This is a genomic window from Pseudomonas sp. EA_65y_Pfl1_P113 (assembly GCF_963970525.1).
GTDB lineage: Bacteria > Pseudomonadota > Gammaproteobacteria > Pseudomonadales > Pseudomonadaceae > Aquipseudomonas > Aquipseudomonas tritici.
The window spans coordinates 205,764-231,581 of record NZ_CAXAQM010000004.1; the positions used below are offsets into that span (position 1 = coordinate 205,764).

The following is a 25,818-nucleotide window of genomic DNA, read 5'->3' on the forward strand; positions in this document are numbered from 1 at the left end:
GAAGCGACAAGCTACAAGTAAAGAACTTAGATGGCCTTTCGCTGACTAATGTCCGGTTTTTCTCTGCTTGCTGTACGGTCAGGGAAGGGCCGGTGTAGGATGCGCGCCGTTCGGCGCAGGCCGACACCTCTTTTCGTTCCACACCTTTTGGAACCTGACATAACCATGGCATCGCGTAAATTTGGACTCAACCTGGTGATCGTGCTGGCAATTGCCGCACTGTTCACCGGTTTCTGGGCGCTGATCAACCGCCCGGTCACTGCTCCCAACTGGCCTGAGCAGATCTCCGGTTTTTCCTACTCGCCGTTCCAGCAAGGTCAGTACCCACAGAAAAACCAGTTCCCGACCGACGATCAGATGCGTCGCGACCTTGAGATCATGAGCAAGCTGACGGACAACATCCGTACCTACTCGGTCGACGGCACCCTGAGCGACATCCCCAAGTTGGCGGAAGAATTCGGCCTGCGCGTGACATTGGGGATCTGGATCAGCCCGGACCTTGAACGTAACGAGCGGGAAATCCAGCGCGCCATCGAAATCGCCAACACCTCGCGCAGTGTGGTGCGGGTGGTGGTCGGTAACGAAGCGGTGTTCCGTAAGGACATCACGCCAGAAGCGTTGATCGTGCTGCTGGATCGAGTGCGCGCCGCTGTGAAAGTGCCGGTGACGACATCCGAGCAATGGGACATCTGGGAGAAGAACCCACAACTGGCCAAGCACGTCGACCTGATCGCCGCGCACATCCTGCCGTTCTGGGAATACATTCCGATGGACAAGGCCGGCCAGTACGTACTCGACCGCGCCAAGGATCTGAAGAAACTGTTCCCGAAAAAGCCGCTGCTACTGTCGGAGGTTGGCTGGCCGAGCAACGGGCGCATGCGCGGCGGCAATGAAACGTCGCCGGCCGACCAGGCGATTTACCTGCGTACGCTGGTGAACAAGCTGAACCGTCAGGGCTACAACTACTTCGTGATCGAGGCGTTCGATCAGCCGTGGAAAGTCAGCGACGAAGGCTCGGCCGGCGCTTACTGGGGTGTGTTCAACGGCGCACGCCAGCAGAAATTCAACTTTGAAGGGCCGGTGGTCGCGATCCCGCAATGGCGCGTACTGGCCATTGGCTCGGTCATACTTGCGCTGCTGTCCTTGACCCTGTTAATGATCGACGGCTCGGCCCTGCGCCAACGCGGCCGGACCTTCCTGACGTTTATCGCGTTCTTGTGCGGTTCAGTGCTGGTGTGGATCGGTTACGACTACAGCCAGCAATACAGCACGTGGTTCAGTGTCACCGTGGGCATCCTCTTGGCCCTCGGCGCCCTGGGCGTGTTTATCGTGTTGCTGACCGAAGCCCACGAACTGGCGGAAGCGGTATGGACTCACAAGCGCCGGCGTGAATTCCTGCCGGTGGAGGGGGAGTCGGACTACCGCCCGAAAGTGTCGATCCATGTGCCGTGCTACAACGAGCCGCCTGAGATGGTCAAACAGACCCTCGACGCCCTGGCCGCCCTCGATTACCCGGACTACGAAGTCCTGATCATCGACAACAACACCAAGGACCCGGCCGTTTGGGAGCCGGTGCGCGACTACTGCGAAACCCTGGGCCCGCGCTTCAAGTTCTTCCACGTCGCGCCCCTGGCAGGTTTCAAGGGCGGCGCACTGAACTACCTGATCCCGCACACCGCCAAGGATGCCGAAGTGATCGCGGTGATCGACTCCGACTACTGCGTGTCGCCCAACTGGCTCAAGCACATGGTGCCGCACTTCGCCGACCCGAAAATCGCCGTGGTGCAGTCACCGCAGGATTACCGCGACCAGAACGAAAGCACCTTCAAGAAGCTCTGCTACGCGGAATACAAGGGCTTCTTCCATATAGGCATGGTCACCCGCAACGACCGCGACGCGATCATCCAGCACGGCACCATGACCATGACCCGTCGCTCGGTGCTTGAAGAACTGGGCTGGGCCGACTGGTGCATCTGCGAAGACGCCGAACTGGGCCTACGTGTATTCGAGAAAGGCCTGTCGGCGGCGTATTACCACGACAGCTACGGCAAGGGCCTGATGCCGGATACCTTTATCGACTTCAAGAAACAGCGTTTCCGCTGGGCCTACGGTGCGATCCAGATCATCAAGCGTCACACCGCAAGCCTGTTGCGCGGCAAAGGCACAGAGCTGACCCGTGGCCAGCGCTACCACTTCCTCGCGGGCTGGTTGCCGTGGGTGGCGGACGGCATGAACATCTTCTTCACCGTTGGCGCGCTGTTGTGGTCGGCGGCGATGATCATCGTGCCGACGCGGGTCGACCCGCCGTTGCTGATTTTCGCGATCCCGCCGTTGGCACTGTTTGTGTTCAAAGTCGGCAAGATCATCTTCTTGTACCGCCGCGCCATGGGTGTGAACCTCAAGGATGCGTTCTGCGCAGCCCTGGCCGGCCTGGCGTTGTCACACACCATCGCCAAAGCGGTGCTGTACGGATTCTTCACCACCAGTATTCCGTTCTTTCGTACACCGAAAAACGCGGATAACCACGGCTTCTGGGTGGCGATTTCCGAAGCCCGCGAAGAGATGTTCATCATGCTGCTGTTGTGGGGCGCGGCGCTCGGGATTTACTTGGTGCAGGGCCTGCCAAGCAATGACATCCGCTTCTGGGTGGTGATGCTGCTGGTGCAGTCGCTGCCGTATGTGGCGGCGCTGATCATGGCGTTCCTGTCTTCGCTGCCAAAACCTTCGGTGAAGGCTGAGCCTGTCACAGCCGTGTAAAAACTTGCGCAATGCACTAAACGGCGGCCTCTGGCCGCCGTTTTGCTATAAGATAACGGCCGTTTTGCAAGACTTGGCATAGCCCCGGCTCTGTGTGGGAGCTGCACCGCTTCAAGTCCACATTCGTCCTGCGCCCATTACACGCTTCCGGAGTTTTTCATGACGGCCCATGCCGACCTTTCGCCGACCCTTCAACTTGCCATCGACCTGATCCGTCGCCCCTCGGTGACGCCGATCGACGCCGATTGCCAGAAGCTAATGATGCAGCGCCTGGGCGACGCAGGTTTTGCGCTGGAACCGATGCGCATCGAAGACGTGGACAATTTCTGGGCCACTCACGGCAAGCATGACGGCCCGGTGCTGTGCTTTGCCGGCCATACCGACGTGGTGCCGACCGGTCCGGTGCAGGCTTGGCAGAACGACCCGTTCGACGCGCTGATCGACGAAAACGGCATGCTCTGCGGGCGTGGCGCGGCAGACATGAAAGGCAGCCTGGCAGCCATGTTGGTGGCGGCGGAACGTTTCGTCACCGATTACCCGGACCACAAGGGTTCGGTCGCTTTCCTGATCACCAGCGATGAAGAAGGCCCCGCGCACCACGGCACCAAGGCGGTAATCGAACGCCTGGCCGCGCGCAAGGAGCGCCTGGACTGGTGCATCGTCGGTGAACCGTCAAGCACCACACTGGTGGGCGATGTAGTCAAGAACGGCCGTCGTGGCTCACTCGGCGCCACCCTGACCGTACGCGGTGTGCAAGGTCACGTGGCCTACCCGCACCTGGCGAAAAACCCGATCCATCTGGCCGCTCCGGCACTGGCCGAACTGGCCGCTGAGCACTGGGATGACGGCAACACGTTCTTCCCGCCGACCAGCTTCCAGATCTCCAACCTCAACTCGGGCACTGGCGCAACCAACGTGATCCCCGGTGAGCTGACAGCGGTGTTCAACTTCCGCTTCTCCACCGAATCCACCGTGGAAGGCCTGCAGCAACGGGTTGCGGCGATTCTCGACAAGCATGGCCTGGACTGGCACGTGGAATGGGCGCTGTCGGGCCTGCCGTTCCTGACCGAGCCGGGCGCTTTGTTGGATGCGGTATCGGCGAGCATCAAGGCGATCACCGGTCGTGAGACCAAGGCGTCCACCAGTGGCGGCACCTCCGACGGGCGCTTCATTGCGACCCTCGGCACTCAAGTGGTAGAGCTGGGCCCGGTCAACGCAACGATCCACCAGGTCAACGAACGCATCCTCGCCAGCGACCTCGATGTGCTGACCGAAATCTATTACCAGACCCTGATCAAGTTGCTCGCCTGATGCTCGCGTGCCCCATTTGCAGCGCACCGCTCAACGCGGTCGACAATGGCGTGGCCTGCCCGGCCGGGCACCGTTTCGACCGTGCGCGCCAGGGTTACCTGAACCTGTTGCCGGTGCAGCACAAGAACAGCCGCGACCCGGGCGATAACCTGGCGATGGTGGAAGCGCGCCGCGACTTCCTCAACGCTGGCCACTACGCTCCCGTGGCAAAACGCTTGGCCGAGTTGGCTGCTGAACGCGCGCCGGCGCGCTGGGTCGACATCGGTTGTGGCGAGGGTTACTACACCGCGCAAATAGCCGACGCCCTGCCCCACGCCGATGGCTACGCGCTGGATATCTCCAAAGAAGCGGTCAAGCGCGCGTGCAAGCGCAACCCGGCGCTGACCTGGTTGATCGCCAGCATGGCCCGTGTGCCCTTGGCCGATGCCAGTTGCCAGTTCCTCGCCAGTGTGTTCAGCCCATTGGACTGGCAGGAGGCCAAGCGCCTGCTCAGCACTGGCGGCGGCTTGATGAAGGTCGGTCCTACCAGCGGCCACCTGATGGAACTGCGCGAACGCCTGTACGACGAAGTGCGCGAATACACCGACGACAAGCATCTGGCCCTGGTGCCAGACGGCATGAGCCTGGCGCACAGCGAGACGCTGGAATTCACGCTGAGCCTGGCCGAGCCCCTGGACCGCGCCAACCTGCTGGCCATGACACCCCACGGCTGGCGCGCCAGTGCCGAGCGCCGCGCCCAAGTGATCGAGGCGGCCGAGCCGCTGCTGGTCACTGTGTCGATGCGCTACGATTATTTCGTGCTTAACTAACCGACTTTTCCGCGAATGGATTTTCGAATCCCGCAACGAGGAACATCCATGCGCCAACCCGATATCGAGATTTACCTGAAGGACGCTGACGTCGACTACAAGGCCATTGCCGCCTGGCTGGGCGCCGCCCTCGGCCCGTGCACCGACTGGGTCCAACGGGGTCAGACCTACAAGTGCAAGGCCGGCGATGTGCCGGTAACGTGGCTGCCGAAAGCTGTAGGCAAATGGAATAGCCTGTTCCTGGAAAGCGACCAGACCCCGTGGGATGACGACATCGCCTGCGCCCGCGCCGCGTTTGCCGCGCTGAAGGTGGAAGTGCGTTGCGCGCCGGGTACTTGGGTTGAAGAGGAAGGTGAGGAAAGCGCTGACACCTGGATTCGTATCAGTGAAGACGGTGAAGAGCAGATCACCTGGAAGACAGCTTAAAGCAGTTGCAAGCTACAAGCCTCAAGCTGAAGCCAACCCGCTTGCAGCTTGAAGCTTGCAATTTGCAGCTCGGCCTTACAGGCCGACTACATCCTCCGCCTGCAACCCCTTCTCGCCAGTCACCACGGCGTACTCCACCTGCTGGCCCTCGGCCAAAGAACGGTGACCATCACCGCGAATGGCGCGGTAGTGCACAAACACATCCTTGCCGTCCTCGCGTTGAATAAACCCATAGCCCTTTGCATCGTTGAACCACTTCACATTGCCGGTTTCGCGCGTTGCCATCTGTCTTACTCCCACATGCATTTTTATTGTTGAGTCGCTCGCATTGAACTGCCGAGTATAAGACAGGCTCAAAAACGATCAACTCAAGTTTACATCGCTGCTTTTTTGCCGATTTTCGGCGAATACGGCACACTACCCGCCCGAGCGTCTGCTCGGTTTTTCCCACTCAAAGCAGAAGCCGTATGACCCGCTCCCCGTTTCGCCGTCTGGTATTTGGCACCTTGCGCCGACTGTTGTACCTCTGGGTTCGCTCGGAGACGATCAACCAGTCGTCCTTAACCCTCAACCTGGACCGCAGCCGGCCGGTGTTATACGTCCTGCAATCACCCTCCCTCAGCGAATTGGCGGTGGTCGATGCCGAGTGCACCAAGGCCGGCTTGCCGCGCCCGGTGCTGCCGGTAGCGGTCGGCCCGCTAATGGAAGCGGCGGCGTTCTTCTACCTCACGCCAGAGCCCGACTGGCTCGGCCGCCAAGACAAGCGCGGCGCGCCGCCGACCCTGACCCGCCTGGTCAACACCCTCAGCGAGCACGCCGAGGAGAATGCACAAATCATTCCGGTCAGCGTGTTTTGGGGCCAATCCCCCGAAAGCGAGTCCAGTCCGTGGAAATTGTTATTCGCCGACAGTTGGGCGGTCACCGGGCGTCTGCGTCGGTTCTTGAGCATCCTGATCCTCGGTCGCAAGACCCGTGTGCAATTCTCTGCGCCTATCAACCTGCGTGAATTGATCGAGCACAATAAAGGCCACGAACGCACGGTGCGGATGGCCCAGCGCATCCTGCGTGTGCACTTTCGTAACCTGAAGACCGCCGTGATCGGCCCCGACCTGTCCCACCGCCGCAATCTGGTGAAAGGCCTGGTCAATATGCCGCTGGTGCGCAAAGCCATTGCCGACGAGGCTGAGCGGGAAAAAATCTCCCCGGAAAAAGCCAAGGCCCAGGCCTTGCGCTACGGCAACGAGATCGCCTCGGACTACACCTACACCGCGATCCGCTTCCTGGAAGTGGTGCTGAGCTGGTTCTGGAACAAGATCTACGACGGGATCAAGGTCAATAACATCGAAGGTGTGCAAAAGGTTGCCCAGGGTTACGAGGTGATCTACGTACCTTGCCACCGCAGCCATATCGACTACCTGTTGCTGTCTTACCTGTTGTTCAAAAATGGCCTGACTCCGCCGCATATCGCCGCCGGTATCAACCTGAACATGCCCGTCATCGGCAGCCTGCTGCGCCGTGGCGGTGCGTTTTTCATGCGCCGCACCTTCAAGGGCAACCCGCTGTACACCTCGGTGTTCAACGAATACCTGCATACCCTGTTCACCAAGGGTTTCCCGGTGGAGTACTTCGTCGAAGGCGGGCGCTCGCGCACCGGTCGCATGCTGCAACCGAAGACCGGGATGCTGGCGATTACCCTGCGCAGTTTCTTGCGCTCCTCGCGTATGCCGATCGTGTTTGTGCCGGTGTACATCGGCTACGAACGCGTGCTCGAAGGCCGCACCTACCTCGGCGAGCTGCGCGGCGCGACCAAGAAGAAAGAATCGATCTTCGATATTTTCAAGGTGGTTGGCGCGCTCAAGCAGCGCTTTGGCCAGGTCGCAGTCAACTTCGGCGAGCCGATCAAGCTGGCCGAATTCCTCGACAGCGAACAGCCGGATTGGCGCGCCCAGGAACTCGCCCCGAACTACAAACCAGCCTGGCTCAACGAAACCACTAACCGCCTTGGCGAACAGGTGGCGCGCCACCTGAACGAAGCTGCGGCAGTGAACCCAGTGAACCTGGTAGCGCTGGCACTGCTGTCCACTACGCGCCTGGCGCTCGACGAACAAGCCATGGCGCGCCAGTTGGACCTGTACCTGGCGCTGCTTCGCCGTGTGCCGTACTCGCCTCACACCACGTTGCCTGAGGGCGATGGCCTGGCGCTGATCAAGCACGTCAAGGACATGGACCTGCTATCGGAACAGAGCGACGCCCTCGGTAAAATTCTGTACCTGGACGAGCAAAACGCCGTCCTGATGACCTACTATCGCAATAACGTTTTGCACATTTTTGCCCTGCCGGCGCTGCTGGCGAGCTTCTTCCAGAGCAGCTCGCGCATGAGCCGCGACCAGATCCTGCGCTACACCCACGCGCTGTATCCGTACCTGCAATCGGAGCTGTTTATCCGCTGGTCGCTGGAAGAGCTGGACACGATGGTTGACCAATGGCTGGAGGCTTTTGTCGAACAGGGCCTGCTGCGGTTCGAGAAAGACGTGTTCTTGCGCCCGGCCCCCAGTTCGCGGCACTTCGTACTGCTCACGCTGCTGTCCAAGAGCATCGCCCAGACCCTGCAACGCTTCTACATGGCGATTTCGCTGCTGCTCAACAGTGGCCAAAGCAGCATCAGCGCCGAAGAGCTGGAAGACCTGTGCACGATCATGGCCCAGCGCCTGTCGATCCTGCATGGCCTCAACGCTCCAGAGTTCTTCGACAAGAGCCTTTTCCGACATTTCATCCAGACCTTGTTGGAGCAAGATGTGCTGCGTCGCAATGAAGCCGGCAAGCTGAGCTACCACGACCTGCTGGGTGAGCTGGCTGAAGGCGCAGCCAAGCGCGTGTTGCCGGCGGATATTCGCCTGTCGATCCGTCAGGTGGCCCTGCATCGTGTGGATGGCGCTGCTGAAGCGTCCGTCGAACCCGAAGCCCCGATACCTGAAGAAACCCGCTAGATTTAAACAGGCGCCGATTGGATGCCGGCGCCGTTGAAAAGGAGCTGTACCATGAAAAAGATCATTCTCCTGGGCCTCACCGCCTTGCTTGGAGCCTGCCAATCCATGACCCCCACTTCCAAGGCCAGCCTTGATGGCGAAGTGTTCTATCTGCAACGCATTGCCCTGCCGCCGACCGCGACCTTGAGCGTCAGCCTGCAAGACGTGTCGTTGATGGACGCCCCGGCCGTCACCCTGGCCGAACAGAAAGGCCCGGTCAAAGGCCAAGTGCCGTTGCCCTTTCACCTGAGCTACGACCCGGCGCAAGTCAAGCCTGGCCGCAGTTACTCGGTGAGCGCTCGCATCGAGCTGGATGGCAAGCTACTGTTTATCACCACCGAACGGCATTCTGTGCAGCTCAACGGCCAGGACCCACAACCGTTGCGTCTGCGGGTTGATGCTGTCGCCCACTGAATTCGAACTTCATAAGGAAGCGCCCATGCTCCGTAACTCCCTTCGTTTTACTGCCCTGTGTGCCGGATTGCTGCTCGGGGCCAATGCCATGGCCCTGGATCTTGGCAGCCTGTCCCAAGGTGATGCCGCCGGCGGCCTCAAGGATGCACTGACCCAAGGCGCGCAGATCGCCGTGAAGCAACTGGGCGTCCCCGGTGGTTTCAGCGATAACCCCGAAGTGAAGATCGGCCTGCCGGGCAAGCTGGGCAAAGTCGCCGACAAACTGAAAATGTTCGGCATGGGTGATCAAGTCACTCAGCTGGAAACCAGCATGAACAAGGCCGCCGAAACCGCCGTGACCCAGGCCCAGCCGATCCTGGTCAACGCCGTGAAAAACATGAGCGTGAGTGACGCCAAGGGCATCCTCAGTGGGGGTCAGGATTCGGCAACCCAGTACCTGAACAAAAGCAGCCGCGAACAAATCCGCGCCAAGTTCCTGCCGATCGTCAAGGCGGCTACCGACAAGGTCGGCGTGGCCCAACAGTACAACGCCCTGGCCGGCAAGGCTGCTGCCTTTGGCGCGTTGGACGCCAAGAGCGCCAACGTCGAAAACTACGTGACCGAGCAAGCGCTGGATGGGCTGTTCAAAATGATTGCCAAGCAGGAAGAAACCATTCGCGAGAACCCTGCAGCTGCCGCGACCAGCCTGGCGAAGAAAGTCTTCGGCGCCCTGTAAGCCCAGGCAGAAGCCCGGGCAGATGTGGGGAGCTCACCTGCCCGGATCTGGAAGTCTTCACGTGATTAGAAGATCTTCCCTAAAAGCCCAATACCCCCAAAAGCGATCGCGCCCAACGGCATGACACCGAAGCCTATCGCGAAACTATTGCGGGGCTTGCAAGCGTCTTTGCAAGGGTCGTTGGGCTTGGCAGGTTCAGGCTTGCCAGGCCCGCATGGGTTGCTGTTGCAGGCGGGTTTGAAAGCGCTGACATTGATATCAATTTTCATAAACACTCCTTGAATCATCAGATTTAAGCTTCTACCAGCAGGGGTGAAGCCTGCTGGTAGAAGACCTGGCAATCAGGTAATTCATGTGTGGCCCCGCGTCTCTGAAACGTTCCCGCCTGCGTATTGCCTTTGTGAAAATCCCTACGACAAGCTTTTACACGGACTGTGGTTTGACTCGGAACCATGCCGCGTACAACGCTGGCAAGAATAACAACGTCAACGCCGTCGCCACGATCAAGCCACCCATGATCGCCACGGCCATTGGTCCGAAGAACACACTGCGTGACAGTGGAATCATTGCCAGCACGGCCGCCAGGGCTGTCAGCACAATCGGGCGGAAACGTCGCACGGTGGCTTCGATGATTGCCTGCCAAGGTGCCAGGCCCGCCTTGATGTCCTGTTCGATCTGATCTACCAGGATCACAGAGTTGCGCATGATCATCCCGGACAGTGCGATGGTCCCCAGCATGGCCACAAAGCCAAACGGCTGGCGGAATACCAGCAGAAATAACGTCACACCGATCAACCCCAGCGGCGCTGTCAGAAACACCATGGCAGTGCGCGAGAAGCTACGCAGTTGCAGCATCAGCAGAGTCAGCACCACCACGATAAACAGCGGCACGCCTGCCTTGACCGAGTTCTGACCACGGGCCGAGTCCTCGACCGTACCGCCGACGTCCAGCAGGTAGCCATCCGGCAGTTCGGCCCGCACGCCTGCAAGGGTTGGCAAGATCTGCTGGACCAATGTCGCCGGCTGCTCCTTGCCATAGATGTCAGCGCGGATGGTCACCGTCGGCAGACGGTTGCGGTGCCAGATAATGCCTTCCTCGAAGCCGTATTCGAGGGTGGCGATTTGCGACAGCGCTACGCTTTTACCGTTGTCGGTGGGCACCGCCAGGCTTGGTAGCAATGACAGCTCGGTGCGTTCATGCACCGTGCCACGCAGAAGGATCTCGATCAACTCGTTGTCCTCGCGGTACTGACTGACGCTGGAACCGGTCAACGAACTCTGCAGGAACTTCGACAGGTTGGTCGTGCTCACGCCAAGGGCGCGGGCGCGGTCCTGGTCGATATTGAGGTAGACGATCTTGCTCGGTTCTTCCCAGTCCAGGTGCACGTTGACCACATGGGTATTTTCGCGAACCTTGGCCGCGACTTTGCGTGCCAGGGCGCGGACTTCTTCGATGTGCTCACCGGTCACGCGGAACTGCACCGGGTAGCCCACGGGCGGACCGTTTTCCAGGCGTGTGACGCGTGAGCGCAGATCCGGGAATTGTTCGTTGAGGGTTTCGATCAGCCAGGTGCGCAGGCTTTCACGTTCTTCAATGGTTCTGGCCAGCACCACAAATTGCGCGAAGCTGGCGGCCGGCAGTTGCTGATCCAGGGGCAAGTAGAAGCGCGGCGAGCCCGTACCGACATAGGCCACGTAATTGTCGATGCTTTCATGCTCCTTGAGCAGCGTCTCCAAGCGTTTGACCTGGTCAGCGGTGTTGCTCAAAGAGGCACCTTCGGCCAGCTTCAGGTCGACCATCAGCTCCAGTCGGCCAGAAGCTGGGAAGAACTGTTGAGGCACAAAACGGAACAACGCCACCGAGCCGATAAACAGCAACAGGGTCAGCACGATCACGGTCTTGCGCCGACGCACACACCATTCCACCAAACGCCTTACACGTTGATAGAACGGCGTGCCGTAGGGATCTGGGCCATCGGTGCCGTGCTTGGCTGCGTGAATCTTCGCCAGGTCCGGCAGGAGTTTTTCCCCCAGGTAGGGCACAAACACCACGGCGGCCACCCACGAGGCGAGCAACGCAATGGTCACCACCTGGAAAATCGAACGGGTGTATTCGCCGGTGCTCGATTGCGCCGTGGCGATCGGCAGGAAGCCCGCCGCCGTGATCAGCGTACCGGTGAGCATCGGGAATGCGGTGCTGGTCCAGGCAAAGCTGGCGGCCTTGAGCCGGTCATAGCCCTGCTCCATTTTGATCGCCATCATTTCTACCGCGATGATCGCGTCATCCACCAGCAAACCCAAGGCAAGCACCAGGGCACCGAGGGAAATCTTGTGCAGGCCGATGCCGAGGTAATACATGGTGGCAAAGGTCATCGCCAGCACCAGCGGAATCGCCAGGGCCACCACCATGCCCGTGCGCACGCCAAGGGAAAAGAAGCTCACCAGCAACACGATGGCCAGCGCTTCGGCCAGCACCTGCACAAATTCGCCGACGCTGGTTTTCACCGCCGCCGGTTGGTCCGACACCTTGCGCAGTTCCATGCCTGCCGGAAGATTCTTCTGCAGGCGTGAGAATTCGCTCTCCAAGGCTTTGCCCAATACCAGAATATCGCCGCCGTCACGCATGGCCACGGCCAGGCCAATGGCATCTTCGCCCATGAAGCGCATACGCGGTGCCGGTGGATCGTTGAAGCCGCGGTGGATGTCGGCTACATCGCCGATGCGGAAGGTCCGGTCACCCACGCGAATCGGGAAGTTGCGGATCTCTTCCACGCTCTTGAAGTTGCCCGACACCCGCAGTTGCACGCGCTCGCTAGGGGTTTCAAAGAAGCCCGCAGTGGACACCGCATTTTGCTCCTGCAATGCCTGCTGCACCGCCGCCAATGGCAGGCCGAGCGTGGCCAGCTTGAGGTTGGACAGTTCGATCCAGATCTTTTCATCCTGCAGGCCGAGCAGTTCGACCTTGCCCACATCCGCCACCCGCTGCAGTTGAATCTGGATGCGGTCGGCGTAGTCCTTGAGCAGGGCGTAGTCAAAACCATCGCCGGTCAGCGCGTAGATATTGCCAAAGGTGGTGCCGAACTCATCGTTGAAAAACGGCCCCTGGATATCCGGCGGCAAGGTCTGGCGGATGTCGCTGATCTTCTTGCGCACCTGGTACCACAGGTCGGGGATCTGCGCCGAATGCATGGAATCACGGGCAATGAAAGTGACCTGGGATTCGCCGGGCCGCGAGAAGGAGACGATGCGCTCGTACTCACCCGTCTCCATGAGTTTTTTCTCGATGCGCTCGGTGACTTGCCGCGAAACTTCCTGGGCCGTGGCCCCCGGCCAGTTGGTCTTGATCACCATGGCCTTGAACGTGAACGGTGGGTCTTCACTTTGTCCCAGCTTGGAGTAGGACAAGGTGCCAACCACCGCCAGCAGGATCATCAGGAACAGTACGATCTGGCGATTACGCAGCGCCCATTCGGAAAGATTGAAACCCATTGGGGGACTACTCCTTGGCCGCCAGATTCACCACACGGTTGGCACGATCCACCGGGCGCACTTGCTGGCCCTCGTGGAGCACATGGACACCGGCGGCGATCACCCAATCGGTCGGGGTCAGGCCTTCCAGTATCGGGACGATTTTTTCACCAAAGGCGCCGATGCGCACCGGTGTGCGCTTGAGCGTGTTGTCGGGCTGCACACGCCAGACGTAGGACTCACCGTTCTGCGCACTGAGGGCAGACAGCGGCACCGACAACGGAATCACACCGTCAGCCTGTATGAAAACGCGGGCGCTTTGGCCCAGCTCGGCCGGTATCTTGCCACCAGTGAACGCCACGCGGGCCGCGAACGTACGCGACTTCGGATCGGCCGCCGGTGACAGCTCACGAATACGCCCGGTGAAGCGTTGATCGGGCTGGCTCCACAGCTCCACCGACACCGGCTGACCGAGCTTGAAACGGGCAAAACCCTGCTCCGGCAGGCTGATCAGCACTTCGCGCTCACCATCGGTGGCGAGGGTGAACACGGTCTGGCCGGCGGACACCACTTGGCCAACTTCCACTGCGCGCTTGGCGACCACACCGTCTTGTGGCGCACGCAGCACGGCATAGCCGGCCTGGTTGCTGGCCACGTCGAACTCAGCCTTGATCTGCTTGAGGCGGGCAACACCGGCCCGGTAGAGATTTTCGGCATTGTCATACTGAGATCGGCTGACCATCTGACGGTCCATCAAGGTCTTGTAGCGATCACGCTCGGCACGCACCAGGCTCAGGTTGGCCTCGGCGGCGGCGACTTGGGCACGGGTGGCTTCCAGTTGCAGGCGCACGTCCTGTGGGTCGAGCTCTGCCAGCGGTTGGTTGGCCTTGACTCGCTCGCCCTCCTCCACCAGCCGCTTGCTGATTTTGCCGCCGATGCGGAATGCCAGGTCTGGCTCATAGCGCGCACGCACTTCGCCGGGGTAACTGCCCATCGACTGCGACGACGGCAGTGGCTGCACCACCATGGCCGGGCGGATGGTGGCCTGGGTCGCTTCCTCATGGCCGCAAGCGGTCAACAGGACGACCAGACTGACAGGCAACGCAAAGGGCAGGAAAGTGCTGCGCATGCTGTAGGACCTTTCGCAAATGAAGCTAAGAATAATTATACTGGCCGGTATGTTATTAATACCAAACTCGCCAGTCCAGTATTAAAGGTGAAAATGTCCGACAATCCTGTAAACACCAATAGCCCCGGGCGCCCCAAGGACATGGCAAAACGCCAGGCTATCCTCGAAGCAGCGAAATTCCTGTTTTTGAGCAATGGTTACGCCAGTACCAGCATGGACGCCGTGGCCCTTGAGGCGGGCGTCTCAAAACTGACCGTCTACAGCCACTTCAATGACAAAGAAACCCTGTTCACCGCCGCCGTGGTGGCCAAGTGCGAGGAACAGCTGCCGGTGATGTACTTCGAGCTGCCCGAAGGCGTGCCCGTGGAGACTGTGTTGTTGAACATCGCGCGGGGGTTCCATCGCCTGATCAACAGCGAAGAGTCGATAAACCTGCATCGCCTGATGATGACCACCGGCAGCCAGGACGTGAAACTCTCGCAGATCTTCTTCGAGGCCGGCCCCATGCGCATGCTGCAAGGCATGGAGCGTCTGCTCGGCAAGATCGACCAGGGCGGCGCCCTGAGCATCGATAAACCCTTCACGGCAGCCGAGCACTTTTTTTGCCTGCTCAAGGGCACGGCGAATTTTTGCCTGCTGTATGGCTGCGGCGGACAACTGAGCGAAGAAGCCGCCGAAGCGCATGTGCAGGAAGTGGTGGGGTTGTTTATGCGGGCTTATGGGAGAGGAGCAGTTGCAAGGGGTTAGCTACAAGCGGCAAGCGTACAGCGCGTTTACTTGCAGCTTGCAGCTTAGAGCTTGAGCGCTTTTTTAGCATAAATATCATACCGGCTGGACTTACCCTCCAGCGCGTGGCTCGGCTTGGGCCCTTCAATGCACGGCGCCTTGCGCGGACGCTTGACCACCACGCGGTGGCTGGCCAGGGCCAGGGCGGCGGCCAGCAGCGCCGGTGCGTCCGGATCATCGCCCACCAGCGGGCGGAACAGGCGCATTTCCTTCTTCACCAATGCCGTCTTCTCACGGTGCGGGAACATCGGATCGAGGTAGATCACCTGCGGCGGCTCGCCTTCCCAGTTGCACATTACGTCAATGGAGTTGCCCTTGAGCAACTTCATGCGCGCCACGATCGGCGCCACCTCACAATCATCCGCGCCGCGCGCCAGGCCATCTTCGAGCAGGGCGCCGATCAGCGGCTGGCGCTCGATCAGGCTCATTTCGCAGCCCAGACTGGCAAGCACGAAGGCGTCCTTACCCAGGCCCGCCGTGGCGTCCAGCACCCGTGGGCGCACGCCTTGGGCGACACCCACGGCCTTGGCAATCATCTGCCCGCTGCCACCGCCGTACAGGCGTCGATGCGCGGCGCCGCCCTCGACAAAGTCCACCCGCACCGGCCCTGGCGCGTCAGGCCCAAGCTGTTGTAGCTGTAGGCCATGCTCCCCGAACTGCAGGGAAAAGTCCGCATCCGCCAGGTGTAACGGCAAACCCAGCAGTGAAGCCCACTGCTCGGCACGGTCCTTGAAACCTTCGCCCAAGGCCTCGACACTGATGCGGCTGGCCGCTGGTTGTTCGCTCATCAATCGCTACGCTCAAAAATATTAAGGATCGGCCAAAACCGGCCGATAAAAACAACAGTCAGGTATTTTGCCAGAGCTGAGCGTCGACCGAGAAAAATGTCAGACATTCTTCCCCTAACCATCGGTGTACTGCCGACCCATAACCACTACGGCCTGCGTAATACTCAAGCGCTGGCCGGGGTGAGTCATGTGTGGCAGGACTTCTTCGCCCGGGCATTGGCCGAACAGCTCGGCGATACGCCTGGCGCGCTGGCGGTCCAGGCGCCTGCACCTGCGGACCCAGCGGTAGAACCCAACGCCGGCGCCGACCTGTTGTCGCAGATCCTCACCCAGCGTGAGTGTGACGTGAAGGACACCGAGATCGCCCCTCCAGAGCCGCTGTTCCTGCCGATCGCGGAGTTCGAAACCGAACTGCTGCCACCCGCCGCCGAGCCATTCCCGGAAGAGGAAATCGTCGCCCAGCAACGCCAGCAGAATTTCGAAAGTGGCTGGGTGCGCCCGATCGTGCTGACAGCCGGCCAGCCGCTGCCGGAGCCAGGCCCGGTGCCGGCACCACGCCCACTGCACCTGCCCATTGCCGAATTCGAGCTGGACCTGCTGCCACCGGCCGCCACCCCGTACCCTACCGAAGAACTGGTCGCGCAACAAAAGGCCCTGGACTTCGATTACTACTGGGCACGCCCGTTGATCGCCAACAACCTGCGCCTGGCCGCTTAAACCTTAGCGGCACACCCACCAACGCCCCATGTCCAGATGGAAATGGTTGCGGTGCGCAGCGTTGTAGTCCGGGCTCAACACCACATTGAAATCATCGCAGGCGCTATCGCGCACCCGACGCAGGAACCGCGCATCAGCGCCCTCCCCCGGCCAACCTTTAAGCACACTGATGCGGCGCCCATCCGCCAGGCGAAAGCCGGCAATATCCAACGCATTGGCGGAGGCATGCTCGCTGAGTCGCCCTACAGAACGGTTATACATGTTGCGGCAGGCAAAGCTGCCCAGGTGATCGACCCGCGTCACCGCCTGGCCAAACACCGCCTGGGCCGCCGGCTGCAAACTGTGCCGCTCGAACAACGCGAACGCCACCGCCAGTGGGCAACTGGCGAGAAAGCTACTGCTGAGCCCAACCGCAGCGCCCTGTACACGCAAGGTATTGCGTAAAGGGCAGGCGACGTCGACGGGGGTATCGGCCTGATGGCTGACGCGCAGGCCGGAAGTTTCCAGCACGTTGTCGCACAGCGCTGGATCATCCTGCAGACGTCCCAATTTATAACGGGTCAAAAAGTTGGGGCTGGCGCGCACATCCAACGGCGCCCAAGGGTTCCAATCAGCCGGCAACGGCACCCAGCCCCGCCAGATACCAACGGCAAACACCCCGCCCAGAACCAGCAGTACGCCGATGATTTTGAAGAAACTCACCGCTTAGTCCTTAAAGAACTGGTTGGCCTGACTGAACGGCATTTTGCGGTCGGTGAAGGTGAACGTGCCCAGCTCATAGACTTCCTGGGCCGCGCGGTAGAACTCACCATAGGCGGCCAACGCCAGCGCCGAGCCGACGCTGATACGCCGCACGCCCATCTCGCTCAATTGCGCCACACTGAGGTTCAAGCCGCCGGACATCAACACATTCACCGGTTTGGGCGCCACCGCTTTGACCACCGCCAGCACTTCCTCGGCAGTGCGCAGGGCCGGTGCATACAGCACGTCGGCACCGGCTTCGGCGTAGGCTTGCAGGCGCCGGATGGTGTCAGGCAAATCCAGACGACCATGCAGGAGGTTTTCCGCGCGGGCAGTCAGGGTGAAGGGGAATGGCAGGCTGCGCGCGGCGGCAACGGCAGCTTCCACGCGCTCGACGGAGAGGTCGAAGGGATAGATCGGGTCAGCGGCAATACCGGTGGCATCTTCGATGGAACCGCCCACGATACCCGTGGCGGCGGCACGCAGGATCGTCTGGGCGCAGCCTTCAGGGGTGTCACTGAAGCCGTTTTCCAGATCTGCCGCTACCGGCAACACTGTGGCCTTGACGATCATACTGGCGTTGATCAAGGTGTCATCCAGGGACAGCGCCCCTTCCGCATCCGGGCGCCCCAGGCTGAACGCATACCCCGCACTGGTGGTGGCCAGCGCTTCAAACCCCAGGCTGGCGAGCATCACAGCGGAACCAGCATCCCACGGGTTGGGCATCACAAACGCACGGTCTCGCTCATGCAAGGCCTTGAAGGTTTCGGCGCGAAGGGTTGGGGCATCCATGTCTGGCTCCAGGCGGAAAAAGGTGCCCTAGAGTAACCCCAGTTGCTCCGCTGCGGGAGCTCTATCCAAGGTTGCCAGCGCTGGCAGGCCAGGCAGACGCACCATCAACTGGTCGTGAAAACGCAGCGCCAATTGCGCGGCGAGGCGGTTGTCCGAGGTGTGCAGGAACACGTAGGGCGTGCGGCCTTCTTCAATCCAACCGGCGACTTTCTCCACCCATGGGACCAGGAACGGGTCATTGGCTTCCAATTCGGGATGGCCGATAAAACGCACTTGGGGAAACAGCGTCAGCGCCGCCGGACGCGGCGGCACCTTGGGCTTTTTGGATTGCGCGTGCAGTACGGCCGCCGAGGTGGACGTGCAACTGAACAAGGCCCGCGGGTCAAGGCAGACCCGCTCGACCCCGCGATCACGCAACAAACGGTTGAGCGTTCGCTCGGCCTCGCCCTTGGCGAAAAACTCAAGATGCCGCACTTCGACAGCCATCGGACGCTCGAGCCCATCAATGAAACCTGCCAACTCACCGAGCCGCTGCGGCGTGAACGTCGCGGGCAGCTGCAACCAAAACGGCGATACCCGCTCACCCAGCGGGCTCATCAAGCCAACAAAGCTTTCTGCCGCCGGCAGTTGTTCGATCAGGTTGCCGCTGTGGCTGATATCACCGGGAAATTTGGCCGTGAAGCGGAAATCGTCAGGCATGATTTCAGCCCAGCGTTGCACCGTGGCAGCTGAAGGGCGGGCATAAAAGGTGGTGTTGCCTTCAACGGCGTTGAAGACCTGGGAATAGAGTGCAAGGTAGTCGCTGGAACGGGCATCGGCGGGGTACAGGTACTCGCGCCAAGCGTTTTCGCTCCAGGACGGGCAACCGAGGTAGTAAGGCAGACGCATCAGATGTGGATGTCGAGGCCCAGCACTTCCATATCCCATTCGACAAAACCGGCGGTGGTCATGTAGCTGGCCAGGGCGGTGGCGACGCTTTTACTCATGGAGCGCGGGAAGACCATGTCTTGCTGACGGGCTGGAAGACCGCTGATACGAGCGCCTGCGCAACCCTGGGCATTTTGCTGTGCTTCGGACTGGACTTCGATGAAGTCCGGCGAATCTTCGACGGACTCGTCTACCGTAACGTTTGCCTTGCGTGGCTTACGCTTGATGGGGTAGGACGGTGAGGAAAATCCATCTATACGCATGTATGCGAACTCGATATCGGTGATGGCATTTTAGTGGCGTAATCCATAACGCGCAAATGCTCTGGTGATAACTAGAACACATAATTTGAAAAAGGTTTAAAAGCGGGGGCAAATTCTGACGATTGGTGAATTTAGCCCCAAAGTGCCAGCATTTTTGGCGTCAAATAATCCCGCGCTCAGCTTTAGTCTGCGCAACCTTATCGCGCAGATAAACCGGAGCAGCTTGGTCCGCCAGAATCGCTTCACCGCGTTCGAACGCGAAGCGCGCTAGGGTCAATAAGTCTTCGGCATGCGGCAACATCGCAGCGTCCTGGCCAGCCAACGACACGCCAATACGTTCGCCATAAACCCAGCCGGTGCCGGCGCCGAACCAATCACCGCTGGCATCCAACGGCAACGCAGACGACTCCGGCGGCTGCACCGCTTCCACGCCCACCAGGCGCATCTCGCCCGCCGTTGCGCGATAGCAACCCCAATACACTTCATCCATCCGCGCATCGATAGCGGCCGCCACCTGCTGCGCGCCGTGTTCACGCAAGGCACGCTGGGCCAGTACCGCCAGGTTGGACACCGGCAACACTGGGCGCTCCAACGCGAACGCCAGCCCCTGCACCACGCCGATGGCGATGCGCACACCGGTAAACGCGCCCGGGCCACGGCCGAAGGCGATGGCATCGACCGCAGCCAACGTCGTGCCTGCGTCTTCAAGCAGTTGCTTGATCATTGGCAGCAGCTTCTGCGCATGCAGGCGCGGGATCACCTCGTAGTGGCTCGTTACCTTGCCATCGTGCAGCAAGGCAACGGAGCAAGCTTCAGTCGCGGTGTCCAGGGCCAGCAGGGTGCTCATCGTTGTGGGTGTCCAAGTCGAAAAAAAGTGCGCCAGTATAAACAACAACGGCCCGCAAGCGGGCCGTTATCCGTGAAGCCAGTCGAGGGATCAGCTCAGTGCTTGCAGCACTTTGGCAGTGATCGCTTCAACCGAGCCGACGCCAGGAATGTGGCTGTACTTCGGCTTGCCGTTAGCGGCGGACAGCTTCTGGTAAAAATCCACCAGCGGCTTGGTCTGGGAGTGGTAGACCGACAGGCGATGACGCACGGTTTCTTCGGTGTCGTCTTTACGCTGCACCAGGTCTTCACCCGTCACATCGTCCTTGCCTTCAACCTTTGGCGGGTTGTAGACGGTGTGGTACACGCGGCCAGAAGCTTCGTGAACGCGACGACCAGCAATGCGCTGGACGATTTCCTCGTCTTCAACCGCGATTTCGACGACGGCATCCAGCTCGACGCCGGCCTTCACCAGGGCTTCGGCCTGGGGAATGGTGCGCGGGAAGCCGTCGAACAGGAAACCGTTCTTGCAGTCTTCCTGGCTGATGCGCTCCTTGACCAGGTTGATGATCAGGTCATCAGAAACCAGGCCACCGCTGTCCATCACGCTCTTGGCGATCAGGCCCAGCTCGGTGCCGGCCTTGACGGCCGCACGCAGCATGTCGCCGGTGGAGATTTGTGGAATACCGAATTTTTCAGTGATGAACTTTGCCTGAGTACCTTTACCGGCCCCCGGAGCTCCCAGCAGAATGACGCGCATTGATGTGCTCCTCAATTTTTTATAGAGATGACGCTCGGATTCGCCGCGTGGGGCCAATCTCGTAAAATAGGGTTTGTAACTGTATGAGCCCAGCCGTCCAAAACGGCCAAAGGCTGATCAAGATACACAGCAGGCCCTAACCACACAAGCCGCCGAAAGTCGCAGGAACCGTGCCCGGCTTACGTCATAGGTAGGGGTGTGCCTGAGTGCAACCCAGCCGCATAAACGCCAGCCGCCCTTTTCAGGACGGCCGACGTGGTTTATCTGCAAGCCATTGAGAACACGCAAAAAACCTTAGCCGGTGTTACGCAAACCAGCGGCAATACCGGCCACAGACACCAGCAGCGCCTGTTCCAGAGGGCTGTCTTGCGCCGCTTCCTGCTGGCGCGAGCGTGCCAGCAGCTCGGCTTGCAGCAAGTGCAAGGGGTCGAGGTAGGTGTTGCGCAGGCGGATGAACTCTAGGGTGTCTGGGCTATGGGCAAGCAGTTGCGACTGACCGGTCAGGCCAAGCACCACGCCGCACGCCTGCGACAATAGGTCGCGCAGGTGCACACCCAATGGCAGCAGGTCTGGCTGCACCAGCCGCTCGTCATACAGACGGGCGATATCGGCATCGGCCTTGGCCAGCACCATTTCCAGCATGTCGATGCGCGTACGGAAGAACGGCCATTGCTCACGCATCTGCCCCAGCAGTTCGCCTTCGCCGCGCTCCAGCGCCTTGCTCAGCGCCGCTTCCCAACCAAGCCAGGCCGGCAGCATCAGGCGGGTCTGGGTCCAACCGAAGATCCATGGGATCGCGCGCAGGCTTTCAATCCCGCCCGCACGGCGCTTGGCCGGGCGACTGCCCAATGGCAAACGGCCCAGTTCCTGTTCCGGCGTGGACTGGCGGAAATACTCAACGAACTGCGGATTTTCCCGCACGACGGCGCGGTAAGCGCTGACACCGTCTGCCGCCAATTCATCCATCAAATGGCGCCAGGCCGGTTCAGGCGGCGGCGGTGGCAACAGCGTGGCTTCGAGTACCGCCGCCAGGTACAGATTCAGGTTCTGTTCGGCGATATCCGGCAGGCCGAATTTGAAGCGAATCATTTCGCCCTGCTCAGTGGTACGGAACCGCCCCGCCACCGAACCCGGTGGCTGCGACAGGATCGCCGCGTGCGCCGGGCCGCCGCCACGGCCGACCGTGCCGCCACGACCGTGGAACAACAGCAATTCCACTTGTTGTTCGCGGCAGATATCCACCAGCCGTTCCTGTGCCCGGTACTGCGCCCAGGCAGCGGCGGTGGTGCCGGCATCCTTGGCTGAGTCCGAGTAGCCAATCATTACTTCCTGCGGGCCCTGCAAACGCGCGCGATAGCCCGGCAACAGCAACAGTTGCTCGATCACAGGACCGGCGTTATCCAGGTCGGTCAGGGTTTCGAACAGCGGCACCACGCGCATCGGCCGTTGCACGCCTGACTCTTTAAGCAGCAGTTGCACTGCCAGCACGTCCGACGCCGCGCCCGCCATGGAGATGACATACGAACCCAGGGAGGCGGCCGGTGCGGCGGCGACTTCCTTGCAGGTGTTGAGCACCTCGGCCGTATCGGCCGACGGCTTGAAATAACTCGGCAATAGCGGTCGACGGTTGGACAACTCCTTCATCAGGAAGCTGATGCGCGCGTCTTCGTCCCAGTCTTCGTAACGTCCCAGACCCAGATAATCGGTGATCTCGGTCATCGCCGCCGAATGGCGACTGGAGTCCTGGCGCACGTCCAGGCGTACAAGGAATAAGCCAAAGGTCACGGCCCGACGCAGGCAGTCGAGCAATGGGCCATCGGCAATCACGCCCATGCCGCACTCGTGCAGCGACTGGTAGCACAATTCCAGCGGCTCCAGCAGGTCACGGTTGTTTTGCAACACCTCGGCCGGCGCCGGGGTGCTGCTGCTCAACGCCGTGTGTGCCCATTGGCGCGTGGCGCGCAGGCGTTCGCGCAGTTGCTTGAGCAACGCGCGATAAGGCTCCACGCTGTCACCGACCTTGGCCTGCAACGCCGGGCTGGCCTGTTGCATCGACAGCTCCGAGGCCAGGTGATCGATATCACGCAGGTACAAGTCGGCCGCCATCCAGCGCGCCAACAGCAACACTTCGCGGGTGACCGGCGCAGTGACATTCGGGTTGCCGTCACGGTCGCCGCCCATCCAGGACGCAAAGCGGATTGGCGCCGCTTCCAGGGGCAGGCGCAGGCCGGTGGCGGCGTGCAACGCCTGGTCAGCCTTACGCAGGTAATTAGGGATGGCGTGCCACAGCGAATGCTCGATCACCGCAAAGCCCCACTTGGCCTCGTCCACCGGAGTGGGCCGGGTGCGGCGGATTTCTTCGGTGTGCCAGGCTTCAGCGATCAGCCGTTGCAGGCGCTGGCGGATCTGCTCGCGCTCGGCGGTAGTGAGGTCGCGGTGATCCTGCAGGGCCAGTTGGGCAGCAATGGCATCGTATTTCTGGATCAGGGTACGGCGCGCCACTTCAGTAGGGTGAGCGGTGAGGACCAGTTCAATCTCCAGGCGCCCCAACTGGCGGGCCAGGGATTCGTTGCTATGCCCTTCACTTTGCAGGCGGGCAAGCAACTCCGGCAATACGCGGGATTCAAACGGCGCGGCTTGCGACTCATCGCGTCGGTGAATCAGTTGGTATTGCTCAGCGATGTTGGCGAGGTTGAGGAATTGATTGAACGCACGGGCCACCGGCAACAGTTCGTTTTCCTGCAACTGATTCACGCGGGTACTCAGTTCATCGCCAGCGCCGCGGCGATCAGCCTTAGCGCCTTTGCGGATCTGCTCGATCTTGTCGAGGAAATCATCGCCGTACTGCTCTCGAATCGTGTTGCCCAACAGCTCACCCAGCAGGTGAACATCCTCACGCAAGCGTGCATCGATATCACTCATCAGCCAATCTCCAGCCAGAAATCCGGGACGCGCAGGTCTGTCAGAGTGCCGCCAGCGTCCATTTATGACAAGACTTTAAACCTTGTGAGTTGTAGCGAGTCTCAAGGTTGAGTCGTCGCGTTTACCTACGCAGACGACTGGTTGCTCATCACCGCCTGCCAACGCGCGCTTTATTGAGGTTGCCATGAAAATCCGAGAATTGGCCCAGCACTGGGAAGAGAACGCCAAGGGTCGCCTGACCAAAACCGAGTACGCGATTCATCTGGATGTAGAGGCCGCCGCGAGGCTGGCGGCCATCGCCGAAATGTACCCCAAGCGTCAGACCGAAGAATTACTTGGCGAGTTGATCGGCGCGGCCCTGGAAGAGCTTGAAGAGAGCTTTCCCTACGTCAAGGGCGAGCATGTGATTGCCACCGACGAAGAAGGCGACCCCCTTTACGAAGATGTCGGTGCTACCCCTCGCTTCCTGTCACTTTCGCGGCGTTTTCTGCACGACCAGTCGGCCAGCGACGAAGACCCACAACGCTGACCTCCCTCTTCAAAACTTCCTTTTCACCCAATTATTTCGGGCTTTTATCAAGCCCGGCATACCGTTCGTGCAGCAGAAAGTTCCAATTTTTGGACCTGACCAATCAGTCAAAAATTTTTTTAGGCAATTCGCCATCTTCGCTGAACTATTCAAAAAAGCCTCGGGTCACACCGAGTAAGCCATCACTTGGAACAGCCGTTTGAATAGGCGTCCGCAGCTTTACCGCTAGCCCGCCGCCGCTGACCACCTGAGATGGATTTTGATGTTATTAGGAGCTATCTAATGGAGTTGAAGACGATGAAGACCAGCACTGCCAAAACCTCGTTTAACCCTCTGCGCGGGCTCAAGTTGGCCGCGCTGGCAATCGGCACAAGCTTCGTTTTGGCTGGCTGCGCCGGCAACCCTCCGACCGAGCAATATGCGGTCACCCAGTCTGCGGTGAACAGCGCTGTCAGCGCCGGTGGCACCGAGTACGCAGCTGTAGAAATGAAGTCGGCCCAGGACAAGCTCAAGCAAGCTGAGATTGCCATGCACGACAAAAATTACGAGGAAGCCCGTCGCCTGGCCGAACAAGCCGAGTGGGACGCTCGCGTTGCAGAGCGCAAGTCCCAGGCTGCCAAGGCTGAACAGGCTTTGAAGGATTCCCAGAAGGCTGTTGATGAGTTGCGTAAGGAAGGCATGCGCCCGGCTGCTATCCAGCAGAAGTAAGACGCTTCCTGTGACCGAATCGCACCCGATAAAGAATTGAAAGGACGACACGACTATGCGTAAACAATTGATGATCCCTGCCCTGCTGGCGATGAGCGTTGCACTGGCGGCTTGCTCCACCCCGCCGAACGCGAACCTGGAAAATGCACGGACCAACTTCTCGTCCCTGCAAACCAACCCGCAAGCGACCAAGCTCGCGGCGCTGGAAACCAAGGACGCCAGCGAATGGCTGGACAAGGCTGACAAGGCTTACCGCGACAAGGAAGACCAGAAGAAAGTCGACCAACTGGCCTACCTGACCAACCAGCGTGTTGAAGTGGCCAAAGACACCATCGTGCTGCGCGAATCCGAAGCCAAGCTGAAAAACGCCGGCGACGAACGCGCCCGCGCTTTGCTGGAGGCTCGTGATGCGCAGATCAAGCAGCTGCAAGACAGCTTGAACGCCAAGCAGACCGATCGCGGCACCCTGGTGACCTTCGGTGACGTGCTGTTCGCCACCAATAAATCTGATCTGAAATCCAGCGGCCTGGTTAACATCACCAAGCTGGCTCAGTTCCTGCGCGACAACCCGGACCGTAAGGTGATCGTCGAAGGCTACACCGACAGCACCGGTTCCGACTCGTACAACCAGAGCCTGTCGGAGCGCCGTGCAGCCTCCGTGCAACGCGCACTGGCTCAGCAAGGCGTGGACATCTCGCGCATCGTGACCCAGGGCTATGGCAAGGAATACCCGGTTGCCGACAACACCAGCGTGTCGGGCCGTGCCATGAACCGCCGCGTTGAAGTGACCATCTCCAACGACAACCAGCCGGTCAAGCCACGGTCTTCCGTTGCTAACTGATTGATTGGCGCCGCATAAGAAAACCCACTTCACGGTGTAATGCTGTTCACTTAAGCGGAGCAGCCTTACGATTCACCGGAAACCGGGTCTTTGATATCTTCACCGTCCTGGGTCTCGAAGGCCTTGGACGGTGGTTCAGAAACATCCCTCCAACACCCGCCCTT

General features: G+C 60.4%; 24 protein-coding genes. 12 read left to right on the forward strand and 12 right to left on the reverse strand.

Annotated elements, in window-relative coordinates; genetic code table 11:
* Positions 1-165: 165 nt before the first annotated feature.
* From AACY52_RS06435 to AACY52_RS06450, 4 genes are all read left to right on the forward strand, one after another.
* Positions 166-2,757 carry a glycosyltransferase gene (locus AACY52_RS06435; RefSeq protein WP_339418164.1) on the forward strand — a complete coding sequence of 864 codons (2,592 nt, stop codon included), beginning with the start codon at positions 166-168 and terminating at the stop codon, positions 2,755-2,757.
* A gap of 159 nt (positions 2,758-2,916) precedes the next feature.
* Complete coding sequence (gene dapE / locus AACY52_RS06440) at positions 2,917-4,068, forward strand: succinyl-diaminopimelate desuccinylase (protein WP_065872455.1); 1,152 nt, start codon at positions 2,917-2,919, stop codon at positions 4,066-4,068.
* Positions 4,068-4,877 (forward strand): putative RNA methyltransferase, encoded by an 810-nt coding sequence (locus AACY52_RS06445; RefSeq protein WP_339435882.1) that lies wholly within the window; start codon positions 4,068-4,070, stop codon positions 4,875-4,877. The genes dapE and AACY52_RS06445 overlap by 1 nt, the downstream gene beginning before the upstream one ends.
* A 48-nt stretch (positions 4,878-4,925) precedes the next feature.
* Positions 4,926-5,303, forward strand: coding sequence for a hypothetical protein (locus AACY52_RS06450; RefSeq protein ID WP_339418166.1), 378 nt, complete (start codon positions 4,926-4,928; stop codon positions 5,301-5,303).
* Between the two features lie 75 nt (positions 5,304-5,378).
* On the opposite strand, the gene AACY52_RS06455 is transcribed toward AACY52_RS06450, so the two are convergent.
* Positions 5,379-5,588 (reverse strand): cold-shock protein, encoded by a 210-nt coding sequence (locus tag AACY52_RS06455; protein WP_032891681.1) that lies wholly within the window; start codon positions 5,586-5,588, stop codon positions 5,379-5,381.
* A gap of 182 nt (positions 5,589-5,770) precedes the next feature.
* Between AACY52_RS06455 and plsB the strand changes: the two genes are divergently transcribed.
* From plsB to AACY52_RS06470, 3 genes are read left to right on the forward strand one after another with little or no spacing between them, the layout of a single operon-like run.
* Complete coding sequence (gene plsB / locus AACY52_RS06460; RefSeq protein WP_339560358.1) at positions 5,771-8,290, forward strand: glycerol-3-phosphate 1-O-acyltransferase PlsB; 2,520 nt, start codon at positions 5,771-5,773, stop codon at positions 8,288-8,290.
* Positions 8,291-8,341: 51 nt separating this feature from the next.
* Positions 8,342-8,743 carry a YbaY family lipoprotein gene (locus tag AACY52_RS06465; RefSeq protein ID WP_339435880.1) on the forward strand — a complete coding sequence of 134 codons (402 nt, stop codon included), beginning with the start codon at positions 8,342-8,344 and terminating at the stop codon, positions 8,741-8,743.
* A 25-nt stretch (positions 8,744-8,768) separates the two neighbouring features.
* A complete protein-coding gene (locus AACY52_RS06470; RefSeq protein ID WP_339418169.1) occupies positions 8,769-9,458 on the forward strand; it encodes a DUF4197 domain-containing protein in 690 nt (229 codons plus the stop codon).
* Between the two features lie 65 nt (positions 9,459-9,523).
* Here AACY52_RS06470 and AACY52_RS06475 read toward each other — a convergent pair whose 3' ends face one another.
* The 3 genes from AACY52_RS06475 to AACY52_RS06485 form a co-directional block, all read right to left on the reverse strand.
* Positions 9,524-9,727 (reverse strand): hypothetical protein, encoded by a 204-nt coding sequence (locus AACY52_RS06475; RefSeq protein ID WP_339418170.1) that lies wholly within the window; start codon positions 9,725-9,727, stop codon positions 9,524-9,526.
* Between the two features lie 154 nt (positions 9,728-9,881).
* Positions 9,882-12,947, reverse strand: coding sequence for an efflux RND transporter permease subunit (locus AACY52_RS06480; RefSeq protein ID WP_339560359.1), 3,066 nt, complete (start codon positions 12,945-12,947; stop codon positions 9,882-9,884).
* 7 nt (positions 12,948-12,954) lie between these two features.
* Complete coding sequence (locus tag AACY52_RS06485; RefSeq protein ID WP_339418172.1) at positions 12,955-14,055, reverse strand: efflux RND transporter periplasmic adaptor subunit; 1,101 nt, start codon at positions 14,053-14,055, stop codon at positions 12,955-12,957.
* Positions 14,056-14,148: 93 nt separating this feature from the next.
* Here AACY52_RS06485 and AACY52_RS06490 point away from each other — a divergent pair, with 93 nt between their 5' ends.
* A complete protein-coding gene (locus AACY52_RS06490; RefSeq protein WP_339418173.1) occupies positions 14,149-14,802 on the forward strand; it encodes a TetR/AcrR family transcriptional regulator in 654 nt (217 codons plus the stop codon).
* A gap of 44 nt (positions 14,803-14,846) precedes the next feature.
* On the opposite strand, the gene AACY52_RS06495 is transcribed toward AACY52_RS06490, so the two are convergent.
* Complete coding sequence (locus AACY52_RS06495) at positions 14,847-15,629, reverse strand: class I SAM-dependent methyltransferase (RefSeq protein WP_339418174.1); 783 nt, start codon at positions 15,627-15,629, stop codon at positions 14,847-14,849.
* Between the two features lie 96 nt (positions 15,630-15,725).
* Between AACY52_RS06495 and AACY52_RS06500 the strand changes: the two genes are divergently transcribed.
* Entirely contained in the window at positions 15,726-16,346 is a 621-nt protein-coding gene (locus AACY52_RS06500) for an energy transducer TonB (protein ID WP_339418175.1), read from the forward strand.
* A gap of 3 nt (positions 16,347-16,349) precedes the next feature.
* Here AACY52_RS06500 and AACY52_RS06505 read toward each other — a convergent pair whose 3' ends face one another.
* The 7 genes from AACY52_RS06505 to ppc all read right to left on the reverse strand — a co-directional run bounded on the left by AACY52_RS06505 (position 16,350) and on the right by ppc (position 23,576).
* Positions 16,350-17,048 carry an extensin family protein gene (locus AACY52_RS06505; RefSeq protein WP_339435876.1) on the reverse strand — a complete coding sequence of 233 codons (699 nt, stop codon included), beginning with the start codon at positions 17,046-17,048 and terminating at the stop codon, positions 16,350-16,352.
* 3 nt (positions 17,049-17,051) lie between these two features.
* Positions 17,052-17,879 (reverse strand): isocitrate lyase/phosphoenolpyruvate mutase family protein, encoded by an 828-nt coding sequence (locus AACY52_RS06510; protein ID WP_339437955.1) that lies wholly within the window; start codon positions 17,877-17,879, stop codon positions 17,052-17,054.
* A gap of 27 nt (positions 17,880-17,906) precedes the next feature.
* A complete protein-coding gene (locus AACY52_RS06515; RefSeq protein ID WP_339418178.1) occupies positions 17,907-18,767 on the reverse strand; it encodes a DUF72 domain-containing protein in 861 nt (286 codons plus the stop codon).
* Positions 18,767-19,069, reverse strand: a complete 303-nt coding sequence (locus tag AACY52_RS06520; RefSeq protein WP_339418179.1) for a hypothetical protein — start codon at positions 19,067-19,069, stop codon at positions 18,767-18,769. The genes AACY52_RS06515 and AACY52_RS06520 overlap by 1 nt, the downstream gene beginning before the upstream one ends.
* 160 nt (positions 19,070-19,229) lie before the next feature.
* Positions 19,230-19,916: a tRNA (adenosine(37)-N6)-threonylcarbamoyltransferase complex dimerization subunit type 1 TsaB gene (tsaB, locus tag AACY52_RS06525; protein WP_339418180.1), complete on the reverse strand. Its 687-nt coding sequence runs from the start codon at positions 19,914-19,916 to the stop codon at positions 19,230-19,232.
* Between the two features lie 90 nt (positions 19,917-20,006).
* The gene (adk, locus tag AACY52_RS06530; protein WP_049709696.1) at positions 20,007-20,654 is read right to left on the reverse strand and encodes an adenylate kinase; all 648 of its coding nucleotides are present in this window, start codon (positions 20,652-20,654) and stop codon (positions 20,007-20,009) included.
* A 294-nt stretch (positions 20,655-20,948) separates the two neighbouring features.
* Positions 20,949-23,576: a phosphoenolpyruvate carboxylase gene (gene ppc, locus AACY52_RS06535; RefSeq protein ID WP_339427103.1), complete on the reverse strand. Its 2,628-nt coding sequence runs from the start codon at positions 23,574-23,576 to the stop codon at positions 20,949-20,951.
* Between the two features lie 184 nt (positions 23,577-23,760).
* On the opposite strand from ppc, the gene AACY52_RS06540 reads away from it, so the two are divergent.
* The 3 genes from AACY52_RS06540 to AACY52_RS06550 all read left to right on the forward strand — a co-directional run bounded on the left by AACY52_RS06540 (position 23,761) and on the right by AACY52_RS06550 (position 25,654).
* Complete coding sequence (locus AACY52_RS06540) at positions 23,761-24,105, forward strand: pilin assembly protein (protein WP_339418182.1); 345 nt, start codon at positions 23,761-23,763, stop codon at positions 24,103-24,105.
* 282 nt (positions 24,106-24,387) lie between these two features.
* Positions 24,388-24,813 carry a DUF4398 domain-containing protein gene (locus AACY52_RS06545; protein ID WP_339418183.1) on the forward strand — a complete coding sequence of 142 codons (426 nt, stop codon included), beginning with the start codon at positions 24,388-24,390 and terminating at the stop codon, positions 24,811-24,813.
* Between the two features lie 55 nt (positions 24,814-24,868).
* Complete coding sequence (locus tag AACY52_RS06550) at positions 24,869-25,654, forward strand: OmpA family protein (RefSeq protein ID WP_339418184.1); 786 nt, start codon at positions 24,869-24,871, stop codon at positions 25,652-25,654.
* The last annotated feature ends 164 nt before the right edge of the window (positions 25,655-25,818 follow it).

What these genes read in the sequence shown, in the direction of transcription:
- AACY52_RS06550 (WP_339418184.1), top strand. Translation starts at nt 24,869, where the DNA reads ATGCGTAAACAATTGATGATCCCTGCCCTGCTGGCGATGAGCGTTGCA.
- AACY52_RS06470 (WP_339418169.1), top strand. Translation starts at nt 8,769, where the DNA reads ATGCTCCGTAACTCCCTTCGTTTTACTGCCCTGTGTGCCGGATTGCTG.
- AACY52_RS06520 (WP_339418179.1), bottom strand. Translation starts at nt 19,069, where the DNA reads ATGCGTATAGATGGATTTTCCTCACCGTCCTACCCCATCAAGCGTAAG.
- adk (WP_049709696.1), bottom strand. Translation starts at nt 20,654, where the DNA reads ATGCGCGTCATTCTGCTGGGAGCTCCGGGGGCCGGTAAAGGTACTCAG.
- AACY52_RS06465 (WP_339435880.1), top strand. Translation starts at nt 8,342, where the DNA reads ATGAAAAAGATCATTCTCCTGGGCCTCACCGCCTTGCTTGGAGCCTGC.
- AACY52_RS06490 (WP_339418173.1), top strand. Translation starts at nt 14,149, where the DNA reads ATGTCCGACAATCCTGTAAACACCAATAGCCCCGGGCGCCCCAAGGAC.
- AACY52_RS06485 (WP_339418172.1), bottom strand. Translation starts at nt 14,055, where the DNA reads ATGCGCAGCACTTTCCTGCCCTTTGCGTTGCCTGTCAGTCTGGTCGTC.
- AACY52_RS06515 (WP_339418178.1), bottom strand. Translation starts at nt 18,767, where the DNA reads ATGCGTCTGCCTTACTACCTCGGTTGCCCGTCCTGGAGCGAAAACGCT.
- AACY52_RS06480 (WP_339560359.1), bottom strand. Translation starts at nt 12,947, where the DNA reads ATGGGTTTCAATCTTTCCGAATGGGCGCTGCGTAATCGCCAGATCGTA.
- AACY52_RS06450 (WP_339418166.1), top strand. Translation starts at nt 4,926, where the DNA reads ATGCGCCAACCCGATATCGAGATTTACCTGAAGGACGCTGACGTCGAC.
- AACY52_RS06500 (WP_339418175.1), top strand. Translation starts at nt 15,726, where the DNA reads ATGTCAGACATTCTTCCCCTAACCATCGGTGTACTGCCGACCCATAAC.
- ppc (WP_339427103.1), bottom strand. Translation starts at nt 23,576, where the DNA reads ATGAGTGATATCGATGCACGCTTGCGTGAGGATGTTCACCTGCTGGGT.
- AACY52_RS06510 (WP_339437955.1), bottom strand. Translation starts at nt 17,879, where the DNA reads ATGGATGCCCCAACCCTTCGCGCCGAAACCTTCAAGGCCTTGCATGAG.
- AACY52_RS06435 (WP_339418164.1), top strand. Translation starts at nt 166, where the DNA reads ATGGCATCGCGTAAATTTGGACTCAACCTGGTGATCGTGCTGGCAATT.
- AACY52_RS06445 (WP_339435882.1), top strand. Translation starts at nt 4,068, where the DNA reads ATGCTCGCGTGCCCCATTTGCAGCGCACCGCTCAACGCGGTCGACAAT.
- AACY52_RS06455 (WP_032891681.1), bottom strand. Translation starts at nt 5,588, where the DNA reads ATGGCAACGCGCGAAACCGGCAATGTGAAGTGGTTCAACGATGCAAAG.
- AACY52_RS06495 (WP_339418174.1), bottom strand. Translation starts at nt 15,629, where the DNA reads ATGAGCGAACAACCAGCGGCCAGCCGCATCAGTGTCGAGGCCTTGGGC.
- AACY52_RS06475 (WP_339418170.1), bottom strand. Translation starts at nt 9,727, where the DNA reads ATGAAAATTGATATCAATGTCAGCGCTTTCAAACCCGCCTGCAACAGC.
- tsaB (WP_339418180.1), bottom strand. Translation starts at nt 19,916, where the DNA reads ATGAGCACCCTGCTGGCCCTGGACACCGCGACTGAAGCTTGCTCCGTT.
- AACY52_RS06540 (WP_339418182.1), top strand. Translation starts at nt 23,761, where the DNA reads ATGAAAATCCGAGAATTGGCCCAGCACTGGGAAGAGAACGCCAAGGGT.
- plsB (WP_339560358.1), top strand. Translation starts at nt 5,771, where the DNA reads ATGACCCGCTCCCCGTTTCGCCGTCTGGTATTTGGCACCTTGCGCCGA.
- dapE (WP_065872455.1), top strand. Translation starts at nt 2,917, where the DNA reads ATGACGGCCCATGCCGACCTTTCGCCGACCCTTCAACTTGCCATCGAC.
- AACY52_RS06545 (WP_339418183.1), top strand. Translation starts at nt 24,388, where the DNA reads ATGGAGTTGAAGACGATGAAGACCAGCACTGCCAAAACCTCGTTTAAC.